Source organism: Anaerolineales bacterium (assembly GCA_003105035.1).
GTDB lineage: Bacteria > Chloroflexota > Anaerolineae > Anaerolineales > UBA4823 > FEB-25.
Genome location: PQAL01000027.1, coordinates 65,258 through 82,532, shown reverse-complemented (window position 1 = coordinate 82,532; position 17,275 = coordinate 65,258). Strand labels below are relative to the sequence as shown.

Below are 17,275 nucleotides of genomic sequence, written 5' to 3'. Positions count from 1 at the left end.
TCACGGTTTGTAGTGTTGATAATCTTCCTGGGTATCCAGATCCTGCAGGATGCTAGGCGTATTTACCGTGATGTAGTCGATTTTATCTTCGCTAATACTCAAGAATGTACGCAGAGTATCCGGTCGTGTGAGTTTTAGGATAAATGGCCACATCGACTTCTCTACCAGCCAGGGATGGCCCCGGTGCATTTTGTAACTAGGTATGATGATTGGATAGTGAGTCTTTTGGTACCGGTCAATGATCTCCCTGGTAACTTCAGGTTTAATCTGCGGCTGGTCACCCAGCACAATCAAGGCAGCTTCCGATACATCGCTCAAGCTATGCAGACCCACCTGGACCGAGGTCAGCATCTCCCCGTTCGCATAATCCTCGTTTTGCTGTATACGTACAGGAGAGTCAGCTAAAACCTTGATAATTTCGTTGTGAAGACTCCCAGTGATCACACAAATATCCTTAATGCCCCCTTCCATCACGCTGTCAACGACTCTTCTAATGACTTTAGTCTCACCCCAGGGCATCAGCAGTTTAGGCTGTCGCATCCGTATCGATTGGCCGGCGGCGAGGATGATTGCGCTGATCATGCAACCTCCTCTGTCTCGGGAAAAGCTTCGAGGAATTTCCGATAATCTTCAGGACTGTCAATATCGATCAGGACCTTTGGGTCGTGCCAGGTGATCCACTGGATTGGATAGTGACTGAACAGGGCCCTACCCCCCCAATCTCCATCCAGCCCGGATAATGCTGGAAATGTCTCCCTATCAAATAAGACCGGGTTGCCTCGCATTCCATCGATTTGAGGGGCAACGATCGGACCGAGCGTGGTACGGTGTGCTTCTACCAGGCTTTTTACCAGCTGGCTCGGGATTTGCGGCTGGTCTGCCTGAAGGAATACCGCGCCACCTACATCTTCGCGCAAACCAGCCAACCCCGTGCATATGGAAGTGCTCACACCTTCCATCCATCGCTCATTATTGGCTATGCGAACATTCAGGTCTTTTAAGCTGGGCACGATCTCTTTCATCGCATCCCCTAACACCGCAATCACCGGGTCTAATCCTGCTCGCAAGGCGGTTTTCGCTACATGCCTTATCAACGGCTCGCCGCGCCAGGTTAAGATTTGCTTTGGCTGGCCAAACCGTCTCGAACCTCCTGCTGCCAGGATGATCCCGCAAACCGGTTCTACCACTGCGTGGATCGCATCTTCACCTGTTACAGTTTCATTACTTTTGGGCTGTGCTCGCCCGCTAACCGGTGCCAGCGAGCTGATGATGGCAGCCTGGTAGGCTGGGATGAGCATTTCCGCTATTCTCCCCGCTATTCCCTGCAGCTCTGGGGTATCTGCCTGGTTGAGCAACGCAATCCGCCGCGCTGACCTGGGAATATTCTTTAACCCGCCTTCCTGGCTCAGAAAAGCTTTAACCATGGCTTCTGCTGTAATTTCCTGCCCTGGTCGCAAGCCGGAGAGTTTACAAAATTGCTCCGGTCGGTGCACCCATTCCAGGCCCACGGGTTTGCCCAGCGCTTGCATTCCTAGCGTTACTACCACCACCTGTGAGAAACCGGGGATTGCTGGTTCGTGCTCTGCTGGAGCCTTGATCGGGTGCATGTGCGACCCGTCTGCTTCGATCAGCAGGGGAAGTTGTTGGCTCTCAGCCAATTGGTGGAGGTCGTCTAGCAATCGCTGGCTTAATCCTCCTAATAAGTTGCTATCTCGCTTGCCAGTCAGCAGCACGATCCCACTTGGAAGATTCTTCCTTAAATTGCGGACATCCTCTTCATTAACTAATATTAGATGATGGTCAGCTTGATCTGCTTGCCAGGCACTAAAATGGGTGCTCGTCGTTAGGAGGACAGTTTTTTGGGAAGGTACCTGTCTACCCGCTGTTAATAACTGCTTTGCAGCTGTGAAGATCGCAGTAGATTTACCTCCGGCGCCAACGAACGCAATAGCAAAAGGTTGGTTATATCTTAGTGATGTGATTAACTGCATGGCGTTTATTAAGATAAATGCAATCGAAGGTTATACTTTGGTACCTTCACATTCTTCTCATTACGTCCATAAATGGGGGCGTATGTCTGCCTTAGATAGGATCGCTTCAAGTACTGCCCCTCCAATCGCAAGGGCTTTATCTGATACATGGTTGCATAGCTGTGGGTCACCCCGTGGATCTACATCCCCGATCTTCATTCCCGCCTGAATTTTCACATCAGGATGAATCAGGCCACGCAGGACACCCGCACACGGAGCCAGGACAGCCTGCCCAGCCAGTTCCGCCACAGGTTCTCCTGCTTCAACGAGGTCACCAATTGCCTTATGTGGTGTCAAATTACCACTGACCATTGCGTACAACACCCGCTCAGATTTCTTTCCAGAGATGGGCTCTGGGAGGCTGCTGTCAGGTTGGGTTGGTCCGTCCCATAACACCCTTCCCAGCCACGGCCCTCTCTGCGTTTCTATGGCTGCGTGGCAGTTCTCTCCCCCGATAAACCCAGGGCCTAAGCCAAGATAAAGCTTCGCAGAATGCCGCAATGGCTCAGGTGCTGTTTTTAACATGCGCGCGTCCACAATGACCGTAGGATGGACGGATTGAATGGATTTTCCATCTGGGTCGACCAGCACCGGTATGCGTCCTTTCGAAAGCAGCTGTAAAATTCGCAGCGGATCATCGATGGCAGCCACTTTCTTTGCTGTTACCTCCTCAATTGTCATCTCACCCGCATAAATCGCTTCACTAAAGCTCGCCTGCCGCCTGACTGCCAGGGGTTTAGGCAGCTCATTGATGACAACTTTAAAACCCGACTTGTGTAACCTGTATGCAACCCCGCTTGCTAAGTCACCCCCGCCACGGATTAGGACGATCATAATTTGCCCAATCCTTTCAACACTCTTTCCGGTGTCAGTGGGAATTCGAAGAACCATACGCCTGTTGCCTGGTGAACAGCATCGATCACCGCCGCTGCCAGGGGTAAGAAGGGCATTTCTGCCATTCCGCGCGCCCCATACGGACCGATTGGGTCAGCATATTCAAGGATGACGGCTTTTACCTGCTGAGGTACATCATCAACAGTCGGGATCAGGTAAGTGGATAGCAATGGTGTGAGCACGTATCCATCCTTTTGGATGAAATTCTCCAGGACGGCATATCCTGTCGCTTGAACGACTGCTCCTTCTACTTGCCCCTGTACATTCAATGGGTTCACCGCCTTGCCCACATCATTAACTGAAATCACTTCTTGAAGGTGAATATACCCGGTTTCAGTATCAACATCCAGCGTAACTCCCTGGGCGACATAACCGTAGGCAAAGTTAGGCTCCGATTTTCCTGTTTGCGGATCAAGTGGTGTCGTACGTGGAGGCCGGTAAAGGTAAGTTGCCCCAGCAGGTCGGTCTTCTGCCTCCCATCTCTGCAACGCCAGCTCACACGCACCCTTAATGGAGTTGCCCGCCATGAAGGTCAACCGCGATGCCGAGGCACTGCCCGAATCCCCTGTGAATGCTGTATCAGAAGCAATTAAGCTGACCTTCTCGATCGGTAGGCCGAGTGTTTCTGCGGCGATTTGTACCATTACGGTGTGCGCCCCCTGACCAACATCAGCCCCAGCATGGTGCAGGATGGCCTTTTCGATTTCGCCGCCCCCAAACAGCTCCACAGTAGCTTCCGATTGTTCTGGTGCTCCGAATGAGAACCCAACGTTCTTAAACGCACACGCAAATCCGGTGCCCCGCAACACGTGGGATTCCTTTGCAGGTTCATTTACTGCTACCGATCGCTTAACTTCCTCTCCGCACTTTTCGACGACTTTATCGATAGTCACACCTTTTGGCAGTGGTGTTCCCACCGATAATAAGGCACCTTCAGTTAATACATTTTTTCTCCGGAGCTCAATTCGATCCATGCCGAGTTTCTCAGCCAGGCGGTTCATCTGGGTTTCGGCGGCAAAGGCTCCTTGTGGTCCACCAAAACCTCGGAATGCTCCGGCTGGCAGGTTGTTGGTGTACACTGCGTAGGAATCGACTTTGACATTCGGGATCTCATACGGCCCGGTGCACATCAACGTGGCATTTCCCAGCACTTTGGTAGACGTGTAGATATAAGCGCCACCATCAGCAATCACCTCCACCTCAACAGCTGTGAGCTTTCCTTGCTTCGTGGCACCCCAGCGTGTTTTCAGGATATATAAATGGCGCTTATGATGACCAATAATCGATTCCTCCCTCGACCAGATGATCTTCACCGGCCGCTCAATTCCGCGCTGGTGCAGTCTCCAAACAGCTAAGGCCAACACGATCTGCACCGACATATCTTCTCGTCCGCCAAATGCCCCACCGATCGCCGGGTAGATCACACGGATTTGATCGGCAGGGATGTCCAGTGCGTGAGCGATTTGCGCCTGGTCCTCGTGCGTCCATTGTCCCGCAACCTGGATAGTCACCCTGCCTTCTTCATCAATATAACCTACACCTGCTTCAGGTTGTAAATACGCATGTTCCTGACAGGGTGTATGGTACTCACCTTCAACAATAACGTCTGCCTTGGCGAATCCTTCTTCGACATCCCCTTTGCGGATGCGATAGTGGCAGAATATATTGGATCCGCGGTCAGGATGCAACTGTGGTGCATCGTCCCCCATGGCGCGTTCTACATCCGTGATGACTGGCAAGTCCTCGTAATCAACCCTGATCAAGTCACGAGCCACGGCCGCGATTTCCTCGCTTTCGGCGATGACCAATGCCACCTGGTCGCCGATGAAGCGTACCCGGTCGGTATATGGCTTGGCTGACCCGGGACCGCATAACACGGGTTGGTCGTTGTAGATCAAGCCATATTCGTTGACCGGTACATCTTTAGCGGTCAGTACTGCGATCACACCCGGGGTCGCTTCTGCCTGTGAGGTGTCTATGGAATGGATGATGGCATGGGGTCTACCGGCAAATAATATTTTCATGTAAAGTTGGCCGGGAAGTTCTATGTCACCAGGATACAGGGTTTCTCCGGTGACTTTCCCGTATGCATCAATGCGCTGAACAGGCTCTCCAATGATCTTCATAGCTCGCTCCAATGTTTGATCGGTACGATTTCGTTACGCCATGATTATTATACTCTGCTCAGAAATTAATCGAAAACCTCCAGCAACAACTGGAGGCAGGGTACTAATTTATTTCTCCTTGGTTAATCGGCTGAGGAAGTTGCTCCGGATAGAAATGGATCGAATTCCAGCTCGCGTTCTTCACGGAATTGCTGGGTATATAGCCGGTAGTAATGCCCCCGAGCACGCAGTAGCTCGTAATGGGTGCCCATCTCGGTAATCCGCCCATCTTCGACCACGATGATGCGGCTTGCCCGTTTAATTGTCGATAGACGGTGGGCAATGATGAAGCTGGTCCGTCCCTTCATCAGGTTTTCCATTCCACGTTGTATCAGCGCTTCTGTTAATGTATCCACTGAGCTGGTGGCTTCGTCCATGATGAAGATGTCCGGCTTCGCTAAAATCGCCCGGGCGATACTCACCAGCTGCTTCTGGCCAACTGAAAGCAGATTACCACCCTCCCCCACATCCTGGTCGTATTGTTTTTCAAAATTCAGGATGAAGTCATGTGCTCCTGCCAATTTTGAAGCCTTCTCCACCTCTTCGTCTGTGGCATTCAAGCTGCCATAGCGGATGTTTTCACGCACCGTACCTGAAAATAGATGGGGCGTCTGGAGCACAATCCCCACCCGAGATTGGATGCCATGTAAAGTGAACTCGGTATAATCACGCCCGTTTATCCGGATGACGCCTTTCTTCGGCTCATAAAAACGGCACAACAGGTTGACAATCGTAGTTTTCCCTCCCCCGGTTGGACCAACCAGGGCAATCATTTCGCCAGGTTTGATCTTCAGGGAAAAATCAGTTAAGACCGGTTTACCGTCTTCATACGTGAAATCCACATGGTCAAACTCAATATCACCTTTGATCGTGCCGGGATCCACTGCGCCTGATCGGTCAGACACCTCAGGTCGCGCATCAAGCAGGGTGAAGATCCGCTCGCCCGATGCCACCGAATGCTGCATTTCCGCATACACGCGTGCCAGGTCCTGGATCGGCCACATCATGAAGGTGAGATAGCTCACAAAAGCCTGGATGCCTCCAATGGTCATGATACCCAGGTTGGCCTGTAAACCGCCATACCAGACGATAAAACCCAACGCCACTGCCGATACGATTTGTACGGTTGGCAGGAATAACGCCGACAGCCAGGCCGCCCGATAGCTCGAGTTATACATTTCATCGGTGAGCACCTCAAATTCCTTCAGGTTCTCTGCTTCTCGTCCCAACGCTTTGACCACGCGTACACCGCTGATATTTTCGTTATACGCACCGGTGATTTTCGAATTCGCTCTCCGAGATCTGCGGAACTCCACCAGAATGCGCTTACGGAACTGGATGGCAATGACCAGCAAGATTGGAACAGCAAGAAGAACGATCAATGCCAGCCTCCAATTGATGATCAGCATGAAGATCGTCGATGTCACGATATTCATGATCGCCCAGGTGCTGTCTACCAATCCCCAGGTGACCAGATCGGCCACCCGCCCTGAATCTGAGGTCACCCTCGCCATCAATCTGCCCACGGAGGTCTGGCTGTAAAAAGCCAGGGATAACTCCTGAAGATGGTTGAACATTGTTTTGCGCAGGTCGTATTGAATCCGCTCACCCAGGATTCCTGCCAGGAAGATGAAAAAGAATACACATAATGATTGAACCAGGATCAAGCTGCCATAGATCGCCAATATCCTGACGAGTGCTGACTGGTTCTGTGCAATGATACCTTGGTCAATAATGTTTTTATTTAAATATGTAAATATCGCATCCAGTATCGATGTGCCGGCGATCATCACCCAAAATCCGACCACCCACTTCCAGTGTGGCTTGGTCAACCCCATAATCCTGGAAATGGTTTTTCCAGTGATCTGGCTGGTATACTCGTCTTCTTCTAGCTCAATTTCGGCCACGTTTTACTCTTTCGTCAAACTTTCGGTTAATTCCATTTCCAGCTCTTCATCAATGCGCGTTTGCAGCTCATATATCTTGCGGTACATGCCATCTTGGGTAAGCAGCTCTTCGTGCGTCCCTTTTTGGATGATCCGGCCTTTATCCATCACCAGGATCAGATCGGCATTCATCACACTTTGAATACGGTGTGCAATAATGAAGGTTGTTCGCTTGGGTGTTAGATCCTTTAATGCATCACGGATGCTGGCTTCGGTTTCTGTATCCACCGAGGAGGTGGAATCATCCAGGATTAATAACCGTGAATCTTTCAGCAATGTCCGGGCGATCGTCACTCTTTGTTTCTGACCGCCAGAGAGTGTCACACCTTTCTCACCCACAAGGGTGTTGTACTCATCCGGGAACGACAGGATCACGTCATGGATAGCTGCTGAATTGGCTACACCTTCCACTTCCACCTGGGGCACATCCCGGCCCACCCCGTAAATGATATTTTCCCTGATGGAGCGTGAGAACAAGAACGGCTCCTGGTCGACAATTCCGACCTGGTTGCGAAGATATTCCTTGGGGTAGTCTTTGAGCTCAATCCCATCCAGTTTGATACTACCGGTCGTATATTCATAAAAACGCGGCAGCAGGTTCACCAGGGTAGTCTTTCCTGAGCCAGTCGAACCTAACAGGGCCACCACCTGACCCGGCTGACAGGTAAAGCTGATGTCCTGTAAAACAGGAGGGTTATTCTCATACGCGAACCCTACCCGGTCGAATACCATCTCACCCCGGATGGGTAGTTGCGGCTTGTAAGCGCCTGTGGTCAACGATTCGCGTTCGTGCTTGATGATCGTAACCACCCGCTCAAAAGATACCATTCCTGTCGAAGTATTGACGATGAGCCGGCCGAGATTGCGCATCGGCCAGATTAGCCAGCCAACCAAACCAGCATAGGCCATATAGGTTCCTACGGTGATGGTTCCCTGGATAGCCATCGTACCGGCAATGAACAATCCGGTCAATGTCTGTGCGCTGCACACGATATCGGATATGGGCCAAAAAAAGGCCTGCATGGTGACCAGTTTTCGACCACGCCCGAATTTTTCCCAGTTTTCAGTGTTGAACTTGTCTTTTTCATAGTCCTGCCGAGCAAAAGCCTTGACTACACGAACCCCTGCAAGATTCTCCTGCAATGTAGTCGACAGGGTCGCTTCTTGTTCCTGGTACTTCTCGTATGCTGTCCTTACCCTTTTGAAAAACCACATCGAGGTAATGACGATCACCGGAACGATGATGATCGATATCAGCGCCAGCTTGACGTTCAATGCCATGATGGCAGTGAAGTTGATTACAAACAGGATGATGATCCGCCCTACACCGATCATCTGCTCGCTGTAGAACCGCCGTAAGGCATCCACATCCGAGGTGCAGCGTTCGATCATCTCCCCTGTAGGAGTCTTATCATGGTAGGTGAATTCCAGTCTTTGAATATGGTCGAATAGGAAATTCCGCAACCTGCGGGTGATTCCCTCAGCTGTATAGGCTGCCAAGCGGCCCGAGAAAAAGCTAAAACTCCCCTCAATGGTAGCTAATCCCACGAAACCAAGTGCAACAATCACCAGTGTGCGGCTCAGTGTACCGCCCACCTGGTAATTTCCTTGACCGAGGACGACGTCCACAAAATAACGCAGAAGCAGGAAAGTAGCTGTCTTCGCACAGGCCGCCACCGCCAGGCTGGATGTGGCGATGACATAGTACCATTGGAATCCGCTCATCATCTGCCACAGACCTTTGATGCGGTTTTGTGTCAGAGCTTGCCTGAAATCATATTCGTGAGCGGGAGTTGGAAACTTCAACAAAACCTCCAAGAAAATGCTTTCGACGCAATCTCTGAGTTTACTTGAATCACAAGAGAATGTCAAACTATGCCGATTTACATCTTTTGGGGTGGTGGCTTCTGAACTAGCCTGACCCCGATGAGGATGATCGCCCCTCCCACCAGGGCAATCGGTAAAATTTGTTCCCCAAGCAGCATCCAGGCTACTAGTACTGTTATCAGTGGCTCTATGTTCAAGAATGCTCCTACCTGCGTCGCCGGCAATACATGCAAAACATCATACCAGGCGATATAGGCCAGGCCAGAGCAGATGATTCCCAAAAAGGCAATCCCCAACAAACTCGTGCGGGTGATATGTTGGAGGTCTGCCCAGCCTCCTTGAGCGATAAAAAGCACCGTAGTTAGAATCCAACCGATCAGCATTACAAAAAACATCATCTGGGTAGGCTGGTATCGCTTCAATCCAGAACTTGATAGAATCGAGAAAACTGCCCAGTTCACCGAGCTGACTAAGACTAGGATATCCCCTGGTGTACCAAACTGGCCGCTAAAAACTTTATTGATATCCCCTTCGCTTACCACCAGTAAGACACCCATTGCCGCCAGAATAATCCCAAACACCTGCAACCAAACCAATCTCTCGCGCAAAAAAATGACACTCAGTATTGCAATGAAGATAGGTGAGGTTGCCAGAACCCAGGCCGTTGTGGACGCTTGCACGGTCACCAGCGCAGTCGATTGTAGCCACTGGTGAAATGTGATTCCCAGGAAGCCCAGCAAGATGAAATAGGGCCACTCATTTCTTTTAGGTATTGAAAACTGCCGTCTGGCTACCACTGCGCTACCGATGATGACCAAACCAATGGCGAAACGCACCCAGACGACCGTGACTGGAGCAAGATCACGTAATACAATCTTGGTGGCAATGAATGATGTCCCCCACGCAACCACGGCGAAGATGATTTCGATATAAGCAGTGATGGTCTTCGTGCGCATCGCCCTAGCATTATACTGCTGGAAATCTATTCCTTGGTGTAGAACTGACACGTGTTACCTTTTTCCCTTATCAATAGTACTTGACCCACCAACCGCCTGCTATTACACTATCTCCACCAGTATTGATTTAACATCTAGTTAGAAGAGGCGAATATGTTTGATATCCCTGATTCAGAGATCCTTCCCCTTTCGATGGAGCACAGCTTCTGGACCTGGTCAGCTCAGGCCAAGGTATCGCCTATCCCGGTAACACGTGCCAAAGGGGTTTATTTTTGGGATGTGAGCGGTAAACGCTACCTTGACTTCAATTCCATGACCATGTGTGTCAATATCGGCCATGGGGATGAACGCGTCATCAACGCTATCATCGAACAAGCCAGGGCACTGCCATATGCTGCCCCCGGAATGGCCACGAAACCGCGTGCCGTCCTTGGCCAGCTATTATCGACGATTACCCCTGGCAATCTGGATCATTTCATGTTCACCCTTGGTGGAGCTGATGCCAATGAGAATGCCGTGAAGCTGGCGCGCGGCTATACCGGCAAGCATAAGATCCTCACCCGTTACCGCTCATACCATGGGGCTTCTGCTGGAGCAATGGCACTCACCGGTGATCCCCGCCGCCTGCCCTGGGAGCCAACCTTGATGCCCGGTGTGGTTCACTTCCTCGATCCTTACCGTTATCGCTCGACCTTCCACCGTACCAATCCGGATATATCAGACGCAGACTTTACCCAGGATTACCTGAATCACCTGGAAGAGGTCATTCGATATGAAGGCCCTGAGACGATCGCTGCCATCCTGTTGGAATCAGTCACTGGCACCAATGGGATTATCATCCCTCCGGAAGGCTATTTATCAGGTGTGCGTGATCTGTGTGATAAATACCATATCCTGATGATTGCGGATGAGGTGATGAGTGGCTTCGGCCGTACGGGTAAGTGGTTCGCTGTCGATCACTGGAAAGTGGTCCCCGACATGATGACCATGGCCAAGGGGCTCACCTCCGCCTATGCCCCGCTGGGTGCTGTCGCCATGAAACCAGAAATTGCCGCTGCCTACAACGATGTCACCTATCAGGGGGGGCTTACCTACACTGCGCATCCCATCTCATTGGCTGCCGCGATTGCCAACATCAAGGTCATGCAAGATGATCACCTCATCGAGCATGCATATGCAATGGGTCCCGTGCTTCATCGCCTGCTCAATGATCTGGGTGAACAGCACCCATCGGTTGGGGAAGTCCGTTCCATCGGTTTATTCAGTGTCATCGAGCTGGTGCGCGACCGTAAGACCAAAGAGCCGCTTGCCCCCTGGAATAGCAGCAGCCCTGAGATGAATTTGCTCAAGAAAGAGCTATTGGAAAATGGTCTGTTCCTTTACTCACATTGGCACACATTGCTGGTCATCCCGCCATTGATTATCAACGAGGAACAGCTCAAAGACGGATTCGCCATACTTGATGAAGCCTTATCCAAGACGGATAAATCTGTCCGCGGATAACTCTAGCTTCTATCAACGACATGTAGTTCAGCAATACTTGCGCATCGGAGCATGGCGAAAAAACCACAGAAATCCTCTTCCCTCGCTGAGGTCGCCCTCCCCCAGCCCTTTCTCGAGCGCATGCAGCTCTTGTTGGGAGGTGAGTACCAGTCTTTCATGGATTCACTCGCTCTGCCCGCTTTTGCTGGCTTACGGGTGAATACCCTGAAGCTATCACCTGAGTCGTTTCTGCAAAAAAAACAATTCGATCTTGCACCTGTGGCCTGGTGCCCTGCTGGGTTCTTAGTAGATACTCATGGCGATAAGGTTATTCAGACCACGCCTGGTAAACACCCTTACCATGCAGCTGGTCTGTACTATCTGCAGGAACCATCTGCCATGGCCGCCGCCCTAATTTTAGCTCCCCAACCCGGCGAAAGCGTGCTCGATCTGTCTGCCGCACCCGGTGGCAAGGCGACGCATCTGGCAGCCTTGATGGGTAACACCGGGTTCTTGGTCGCAAACGAGATTCACCCCAAACGCGTATGGGACCTGGCTGAGAACCTGGAACGCTGCGGTGTCACGAATGCCATCCTGACCAATGACACTCCCGGTAAATTAGCCGTTACCTTCCCTGAGTTTTTTGACCGGGTGTTGCTCGACGCCCCCTGTTCAGGTGAAGGGATGTTCCGTAAGAGCCCAATCGCTCGCACCGAGTGGAAACCCAGCCTGGTTCATAGCTGTGCCATTCGGCAAATCGCCATCCTGAATGAAGCTGCCAAAATGGTCAAGCCTGGGGGTTACCTGGCCTATACCACCTGCACATTTTCTCCGGATGAAAATGAGGATGTACTGGTAAACTTCCTTGCCCACCACCCCGATTTTGAGCTTTCTGAGGTTCAGGCTGCTCCTGGCTTTCAGCCAGCCAGGCCTGAATGGGTTGGGCTTCCTGCCGATCATACGCTACGGCATGCCGTTCGCCTTTGGCCGCATCACGCCCCAGCGGAAGGGCATTTCATTGCCTTATTGAATAAACATGGTTCCGCAGTAATCCACCCCGGCATGAGCCAGGGCTGTTCCAGGGACCACCCGTCTCGCCCTCCACGGCATAAAAAGGTCAGCTCAGCCTGGCCTGCCTGGCATGATTTTTACCAGGCAAATTTGAACATTGAGCTGGATGAATCAACGCTGATCCTCGACGGTTCTTACCTTTATCGTGTGCCTGAAAATGCTCCTGGGTTTTCCGGGGTAAAGGTGATCAAGCCCGGCTTATGGTTGGGAAGCATATCTAAAGATCGCTTTATACCTTCTCACTCCTTGGCCATGTCATTGAAAAGCGAGCAAGCACAACGCCTGCTGGATCTAGCGGTGAATGACCGTAGACTTACAACCTACCTCGCCGGCGAGAGCATTTCTGAACCGGGCGAAGATGGTTGGATCTTGGTGACTGTGGAAGGTTTCCCGATTGGTTGGGGGAAAAGGGTTCAGAACGTAGTCAAGAACTTCTACCCCCACGGTCTCAGGCGACAGGTATAGCTTGAAGCACCTCTCTTCGAGTTAATCATTTCGGCTGGTTTTGATTTTTATTCCGCCAAGCGGGCTCGCTCCAATTGGAAAATCCTGCGTAAGATGGCCACCGAGGCAGCGTAGGTGGAATCCATACCATAGTAGGATAAGCTGCCCGCTCCCAGATTTTTCCCCTTCCCTAAGGGGTTGTCAGAAACATAGTGGATGATACCGGTATCGAACGGTACTTCGTATAAATTTACAATTTCATTAACCGGGTGTCGCTGGGGCCGGTACATTTCATACACCGCCGATAAATACGGCCCCGCTTCCATCTCAATATCGGTGTACCCTTCCCTGTAAAATACTTCCATATATCGTGAGTTTTGTAGGAAGGTTCCGCGCACCGAAACGCACTTTTGGTTATCCAAGACAGCTCCATACATCAAATATGGGCTGACATGTGCGGCTGTGAAACAATTCTTGAACAGGTAGGTGTTCATGGAGTGCTCATCGTGAACCACGTTAGGGATCACCACATCCCCCACAGTCCCATTCAGTGAGGCCGACTTCCCCATGATATAAATGCCCAATACTTTCACGACGTGCTCCGACACTTCCGATAGGATGTTGTAGGCTGCCATCCCCAATGGATAGTCAATATTTAATAGGATTGCATCACTTTTGCCTAGAAAGGAAAGGTCTTCATCGACAAGCCGTGGATCCAGGGTATCTGGGCAGATTTGCCGTATCTCGATGATTTGGGCATCCACATCGAAGCTGTGTTCGTTTGTGAAGCGCAGGATTCCGCAGTCCGCCTCAGCATTTTGCTGCTCCTTCACAAAACTTGATTCGGAGCTTGTTTGCTGAAATTTTTTCAGGATATAGTATAAGAAATTCTCCTCGCTGGAGGCTACCTGCTGCGCCTGGATATTTTCCCACTCTTCCAGTAATGCCCGGTTATCGGTTTCCTGCAGAAAATCGATCAACCTCTTTTTATTCCTGAAGGCATATCCAGACAACAAGTTAATCATGCTGTGAGGGTTGCTGGATATGAAATAAACTGGACGGTCGTTTAACGCCTCACATACCTGGGCAATACCTTCCCACCAGATATCTGTTGCCCGGCGGTATTCAACCATGGAACCGTTTAATAACCTGACCTTGATCTTGCGCGACCGATTAGCTATCTGAAGCAGGTTCTCGATAAACATATCCGCCCACACTGTCTTCAGCCGCTCAATATCTTCCCTGGGTAGATTGAGGGTTTTACAGAGCTCTTGATAGATGTACTCGTTTTCAAGCTCCACGGTTTTTAAATATGCTATTAGTGAAGGGTTGCCACTCAATAGCCAATGGATTTTATTCCACTCGATCTGATAAGCGGTCAGCATAGGGATTACATCATCGATGTCGCTTACGCTGGCGATAAAACAAGCCAGGACTTCGTTACCATTGAAGTAACATTTTCGCCGGCGGGCAGGTGCCGATACCAACTCCCAGGTCTCGATATCCTTGAACCCTGCTCGATTGAATACTTCTATGCTCTGGCCAAGCACAACCGATTCGACCATTGAGATACAGGCAGGCAGCCTTAGTAGGCAATATAAAAATGCCGACATGTCGGGAATCGCTTCGCGCACCATTGGATGCAATAACGATTTCATCCCAGCATGGGCTTCTTCCAGGGTTCGGATTTGAACGTCTGCAGAGGATCGCAGGAGAGAATAATATGTGCGGAGATAAAGCTCAACTTCTTCAGAAGCAGTGCTCGGTACGGTTCTTTCCATCAGCTTAATCCTTTACACTTTGTTAGGAGGCACGTCAAATGGGCCGTAGCGGGGCGGACCAGTCATCCGGTATATGATCCCATACAACAGGGCGATAATCCCAAAACCGATAAAGGAAAAGATAACTGTCAGGAAAATTTGCCCGAACATGAAATGTGTGTTGCTAAAATATTGGTTGGCTTGAACGATGATTTTGTCAACCGCTGCCACATGGATCCTGGGGATGGAAATGACCTGCGAAAACTCGTAAGGTAATACCACTTTCTTATTGCTCTCCAGGAACAATGTTGCAATATACCAGGACATGATTGGTACCAGTATTAACAGGATGCAGCCAATTCCGCGCCAGATTGGATGAATTTTGTAGCGTTCTTCCTCATGCCCCTTTTTATATTGCTGCATAGAGAAACCCATGATCCACCTCCGTTTTTATCGGTGCGGTTGATTGGTCCGCTCAATTAGCTTGTGCAGCTTGTTCGACAGCAGCCACGATCGAATAGTAACCCGTGCACCGGCATAAGTTCCCGCTGATGGCTTGCTTGATCTCATCGCGCGTGGGAGATTTCATTTCATCCAGGAGCATGACCGACGACATGATGAAACCTGGCGTGCAGTAACCGCATTGCACTGCACCTTTATCGATGAATGCCTGCTGGACGGGGTGCAGCATTCCTTCCTTCATGATGCCCTCAATGGTCACGATTTGGGCTCCGTGTGCCCGAACTGCTGGCACGAGGCAGCTCATCACTGCCATTCCATCCAGGAAAACTGTACATGCACCGCATTCTCCTTCAGCGCAGCCTTCCTTAGTACCAATCATGCCAGCTTCCTCTCGTAACAATCTTAACAGTGATTTTTTATGCCCCGAAGTGAAGGTGTAACGCTTACCATTGATGGTTGTTTCAATCGCAGGAAGCATGGTCACCGTTGAATGTTGGATGCTCTGGGCGAGGTTTTCGCACTTATTAAAATGATATCCATGCCGATCAGTGCATGCCCTCAGCATGATGGGATGCGCAGGATATCCTCTTCGTTCTTCATGATTCGCCAGCTGACTCAGAATGCGCCTGGTACATACTCGCACCATCTCATTTCGATATTCACCTGAGCTGCGGATATCATCGATCGGTTTCGCAGCTGATTGCGCTAGCTCTGCGGCTTTCTGAATCGTGTCTTCATCCAGAACTTTCCCTATTAAAAATTCTTCGGCTGCTTTGGCGTGTACGATCACTGGAGCAACTGCCCCAAGGGTAATCGAAGCCTCTGTCACCTTACCTTCGGAAAATAACAGGACCACTGCTGCGTTCACCAGGGAAATTGCCTGTGCTTTTCTCAAGCCTAGTTTATAAAAAGTCCCTCTCTGCTGGGCAGTTAATGTTGGGAACCAAATATCCACCAGCATCTCATCCGGCTGCATCACTGTCCGCCTGACACCCAGGTAAAAATCTGCCAGGGCGACTGTCCTCTTTCCACGGGCAGATTCCAATACGATCTGGGCTTTCAAGGCCATCAACGGAGGGATCGTGTCATTGGCTGGTGAAGCAGTGATCAAGTTCCCAGCAATCGTACCCCGGTTCCTGATTTGAGGTGCTCCCACTTCGATGCAAGCTTTTGCCAGGGGAAATGCCTGTTCAATGATCAACTTGGAAGCCGCACATTGCCCATGCGTAACCAGTGGACCGAGGTGGATTACACCGTGCTCATCCAACCGGATTTGGTCCAGGCCTGGTATGCGCGAGATATCTATTAATGTATCTATTCCTTTTCGTACTCCCCGCTCCATTTCCAGCATTAGATCTGTCGCACCCGCAATGATGCGGGCTGTCTGTCCTTCACTCTCTAGGATTTGAATGGTTTCTTCGGTAGAAATGACGGTATGATAGTTTTTCCACATAAAATCCTCAATTATTGCTGGTATAACGCGATGATCTCTGCCATGATGCTGACCGCAATTTCTTCAGGCGTCTCAGCGTGGATTTCCAACCCGATGGGAGAGTGTACTTTATCGATCAATTCGTAAGCTACCCCGTCTTCCACTAGCTTTTTCGTCGTAGTGGCCCACCTTCGCTTCGATCCAATCACGCCGATATAGCAGGCCTCAGATTTTAATAAGGATGGCAACCCCTTAATATCAACATCCACCCCGCGCGTCGTCAGCACGATATAAGTCCATGGGGTGATCTCCATTTTGCTGGCAAGTTCTTCCATCGGCATTGCATAAAAGAAATCCCCATCCGGAACCGCTTCAGGGTTGCAGAATTCGCTTCTATCGTCATTGACTGCCACGATAAAACCAAGCCACTTTGCCAGGTGAGCAACGGCCTTGCCTACATGACCAGCTCCTATGACCACCATTACTGGTTTTGGGATGATCGGTTCCACGTAAATCTCCAATTGACCCCCGCACACGCCAGGATCTCCGCGCTCGGGGTCAGCCATATTATAAGACAGCAATCTAGGCTTTTTGTCTGCGATTGCTTTGATCGCTTCCTTGATTACCCGATTCTCCACTTCACCCCCACCTACCGTTCCAGTGATGTGCCCATCCGGGTATACCAGCATCTTGCTGCTCACATGGCGCGGCGTCGAGCCTTTACTCTGAATAATGGTACACAGAGCACCAGCACCATTCCTGTCTTCAAGTTCAACCAGTGATTTAAAGATTGACATATTTACTCA

The 17,275-nt window shown here is 50.6% G+C and carries 13 protein-coding genes; 2 read left to right on the top strand and 11 right to left on the bottom strand.

Annotation, left to right across the window (positions count from 1 at the left end; all coding sequences use genetic code 11):
* The 7 genes from C3F13_11550 to C3F13_11520 all read right to left on the bottom strand — a co-directional run bounded on the left by C3F13_11550 (nt 1) and on the right by C3F13_11520 (nt 9,818).
* A complete protein-coding gene (locus C3F13_11550; protein PWB52390.1) occupies nt 1–582 on the bottom strand; it encodes a hypothetical protein in 582 nt (193 codons plus the stop codon).
* Complete coding sequence (gene yqeC / locus C3F13_11545; GenBank protein PWB52389.1) at nt 579–1,991, bottom strand: putative selenium-dependent hydroxylase accessory protein YqeC; 1,413 nt, start codon at nt 1,989–1,991, stop codon at nt 579–581. Before yqeC ends, C3F13_11550 begins: the two co-directional genes overlap by 4 nt.
* A 60-nt stretch (nt 1,992–2,051) precedes the next feature.
* Nucleotides 2,052–2,864 carry a molybdenum hydroxylase gene (locus C3F13_11540; protein PWB52388.1) on the bottom strand — a complete coding sequence of 271 codons (813 nt, stop codon included), beginning with the start codon at nt 2,862–2,864 and terminating at the stop codon, nt 2,052–2,054.
* Entirely contained in the window at nt 2,861–5,050 is a 2,190-nt protein-coding gene (locus tag C3F13_11535; GenBank protein ID PWB52387.1) for an aldehyde oxidase, read from the bottom strand. Before C3F13_11535 ends, C3F13_11540 begins: the two co-directional genes overlap by 4 nt.
* 122 nt (nt 5,051–5,172) lie before the next feature.
* On the bottom strand, nt 5,173–6,927 hold the full coding sequence (locus tag C3F13_11530) for an ABC transporter ATP-binding protein (protein PWB52423.1): 1,755 nt from the start codon (nt 6,925–6,927) through the stop codon (nt 5,173–5,175).
* Between the two features lie 72 nt (nt 6,928–6,999).
* The gene (locus C3F13_11525) at nt 7,000–8,763 is read right to left on the bottom strand and encodes an ABC transporter ATP-binding protein (protein PWB52422.1); all 1,764 of its coding nucleotides are present in this window, start codon (nt 8,761–8,763) and stop codon (nt 7,000–7,002) included.
* A gap of 155 nt (nt 8,764–8,918) precedes the next feature.
* Nucleotides 8,919–9,818 (bottom strand): multidrug transporter, encoded by a 900-nt coding sequence (locus C3F13_11520; protein PWB52386.1) that lies wholly within the window; start codon nt 9,816–9,818, stop codon nt 8,919–8,921.
* Between the two features lie 153 nt (nt 9,819–9,971).
* On the opposite strand from C3F13_11520, the gene C3F13_11515 reads away from it, so the two are divergent.
* Nucleotides 9,972–11,321, top strand: coding sequence for an aspartate aminotransferase family protein (locus C3F13_11515; protein PWB52385.1), 1,350 nt, complete (start codon nt 9,972–9,974; stop codon nt 11,319–11,321).
* A gap of 51 nt (nt 11,322–11,372) precedes the next feature.
* Complete coding sequence (locus C3F13_11510) at nt 11,373–12,836, top strand: SAM-dependent methyltransferase (protein ID PWB52384.1); 1,464 nt, start codon at nt 11,373–11,375, stop codon at nt 12,834–12,836.
* Between the two features lie 47 nt (nt 12,837–12,883).
* On the opposite strand, the gene C3F13_11505 is transcribed toward C3F13_11510, so the two are convergent.
* Genes C3F13_11505 through C3F13_11490 form a run of 4 tightly spaced genes read right to left on the bottom strand, consistent with a single transcriptional unit; the run spans nt 12,884 to nt 17,266 of the window.
* A complete protein-coding gene (locus tag C3F13_11505) occupies nt 12,884–14,596 on the bottom strand; it encodes a hypothetical protein (GenBank protein PWB52383.1) in 1,713 nt (570 codons plus the stop codon).
* Between the two features lie 12 nt (nt 14,597–14,608).
* The gene (locus C3F13_11500) at nt 14,609–15,010 is read right to left on the bottom strand and encodes a hypothetical protein (GenBank protein ID PWB52382.1); all 402 of its coding nucleotides are present in this window, start codon (nt 15,008–15,010) and stop codon (nt 14,609–14,611) included.
* 40 nt (nt 15,011–15,050) lie between these two features.
* A complete protein-coding gene (locus C3F13_11495) occupies nt 15,051–16,490 on the bottom strand; it encodes a hypothetical protein (GenBank protein ID PWB52381.1) in 1,440 nt (479 codons plus the stop codon).
* Between the two features lie 11 nt (nt 16,491–16,501).
* Nucleotides 16,502–17,266 carry a xanthine dehydrogenase gene (locus tag C3F13_11490; protein PWB52380.1) on the bottom strand — a complete coding sequence of 255 codons (765 nt, stop codon included), beginning with the start codon at nt 17,264–17,266 and terminating at the stop codon, nt 16,502–16,504.
* Nucleotides 17,267–17,275 lie beyond the last annotated feature (9 nt).

Bases quoted from the DNA above. Each gene is read 5' to 3' on its own strand.
- C3F13_11550 (PWB52390.1), bottom strand. From the start codon at position 582: ATGATCAGCGCAATCATCCTCGCCGCCGGCCAATCGATACGGATGCGA.
- yqeC (PWB52389.1), bottom strand. From the start codon at position 1,991: ATGCAGTTAATCACATCACTAAGATATAACCAACCTTTTGCTATTGCG.
- C3F13_11540 (PWB52388.1), bottom strand. From the start codon at position 2,864: ATGATCGTCCTAATCCGTGGCGGGGGTGACTTAGCAAGCGGGGTTGCA.
- C3F13_11535 (PWB52387.1), bottom strand. From the start codon at position 5,050: ATGAAGATCATTGGAGAGCCTGTTCAGCGCATTGATGCATACGGGAAA.
- C3F13_11530 (PWB52423.1), bottom strand. From the start codon at position 6,927: ATGGGGTTGACCAAGCCACACTGGAAGTGGGTGGTCGGATTTTGGGTG.
- C3F13_11525 (PWB52422.1), bottom strand. From the start codon at position 8,763: ATGATGAGCGGATTCCAATGGTACTATGTCATCGCCACATCCAGCCTG.
- C3F13_11520 (PWB52386.1), bottom strand. From the start codon at position 9,818: ATGCGCACGAAGACCATCACTGCTTATATCGAAATCATCTTCGCCGTG.
- C3F13_11515 (PWB52385.1), top strand. From the start codon at position 9,972: ATGTTTGATATCCCTGATTCAGAGATCCTTCCCCTTTCGATGGAGCAC.
- C3F13_11510 (PWB52384.1), top strand. From the start codon at position 11,373: ATGGCGAAAAAACCACAGAAATCCTCTTCCCTCGCTGAGGTCGCCCTC.
- C3F13_11505 (PWB52383.1), bottom strand. From the start codon at position 14,596: ATGGAAAGAACCGTACCGAGCACTGCTTCTGAAGAAGTTGAGCTTTAT.
- C3F13_11500 (PWB52382.1), bottom strand. From the start codon at position 15,010: ATGGGTTTCTCTATGCAGCAATATAAAAAGGGGCATGAGGAAGAACGC.
- C3F13_11495 (PWB52381.1), bottom strand. From the start codon at position 16,490: ATGTGGAAAAACTATCATACCGTCATTTCTACCGAAGAAACCATTCAA.
- C3F13_11490 (PWB52380.1), bottom strand. From the start codon at position 17,266: ATGTCAATCTTTAAATCACTGGTTGAACTTGAAGACAGGAATGGTGCT.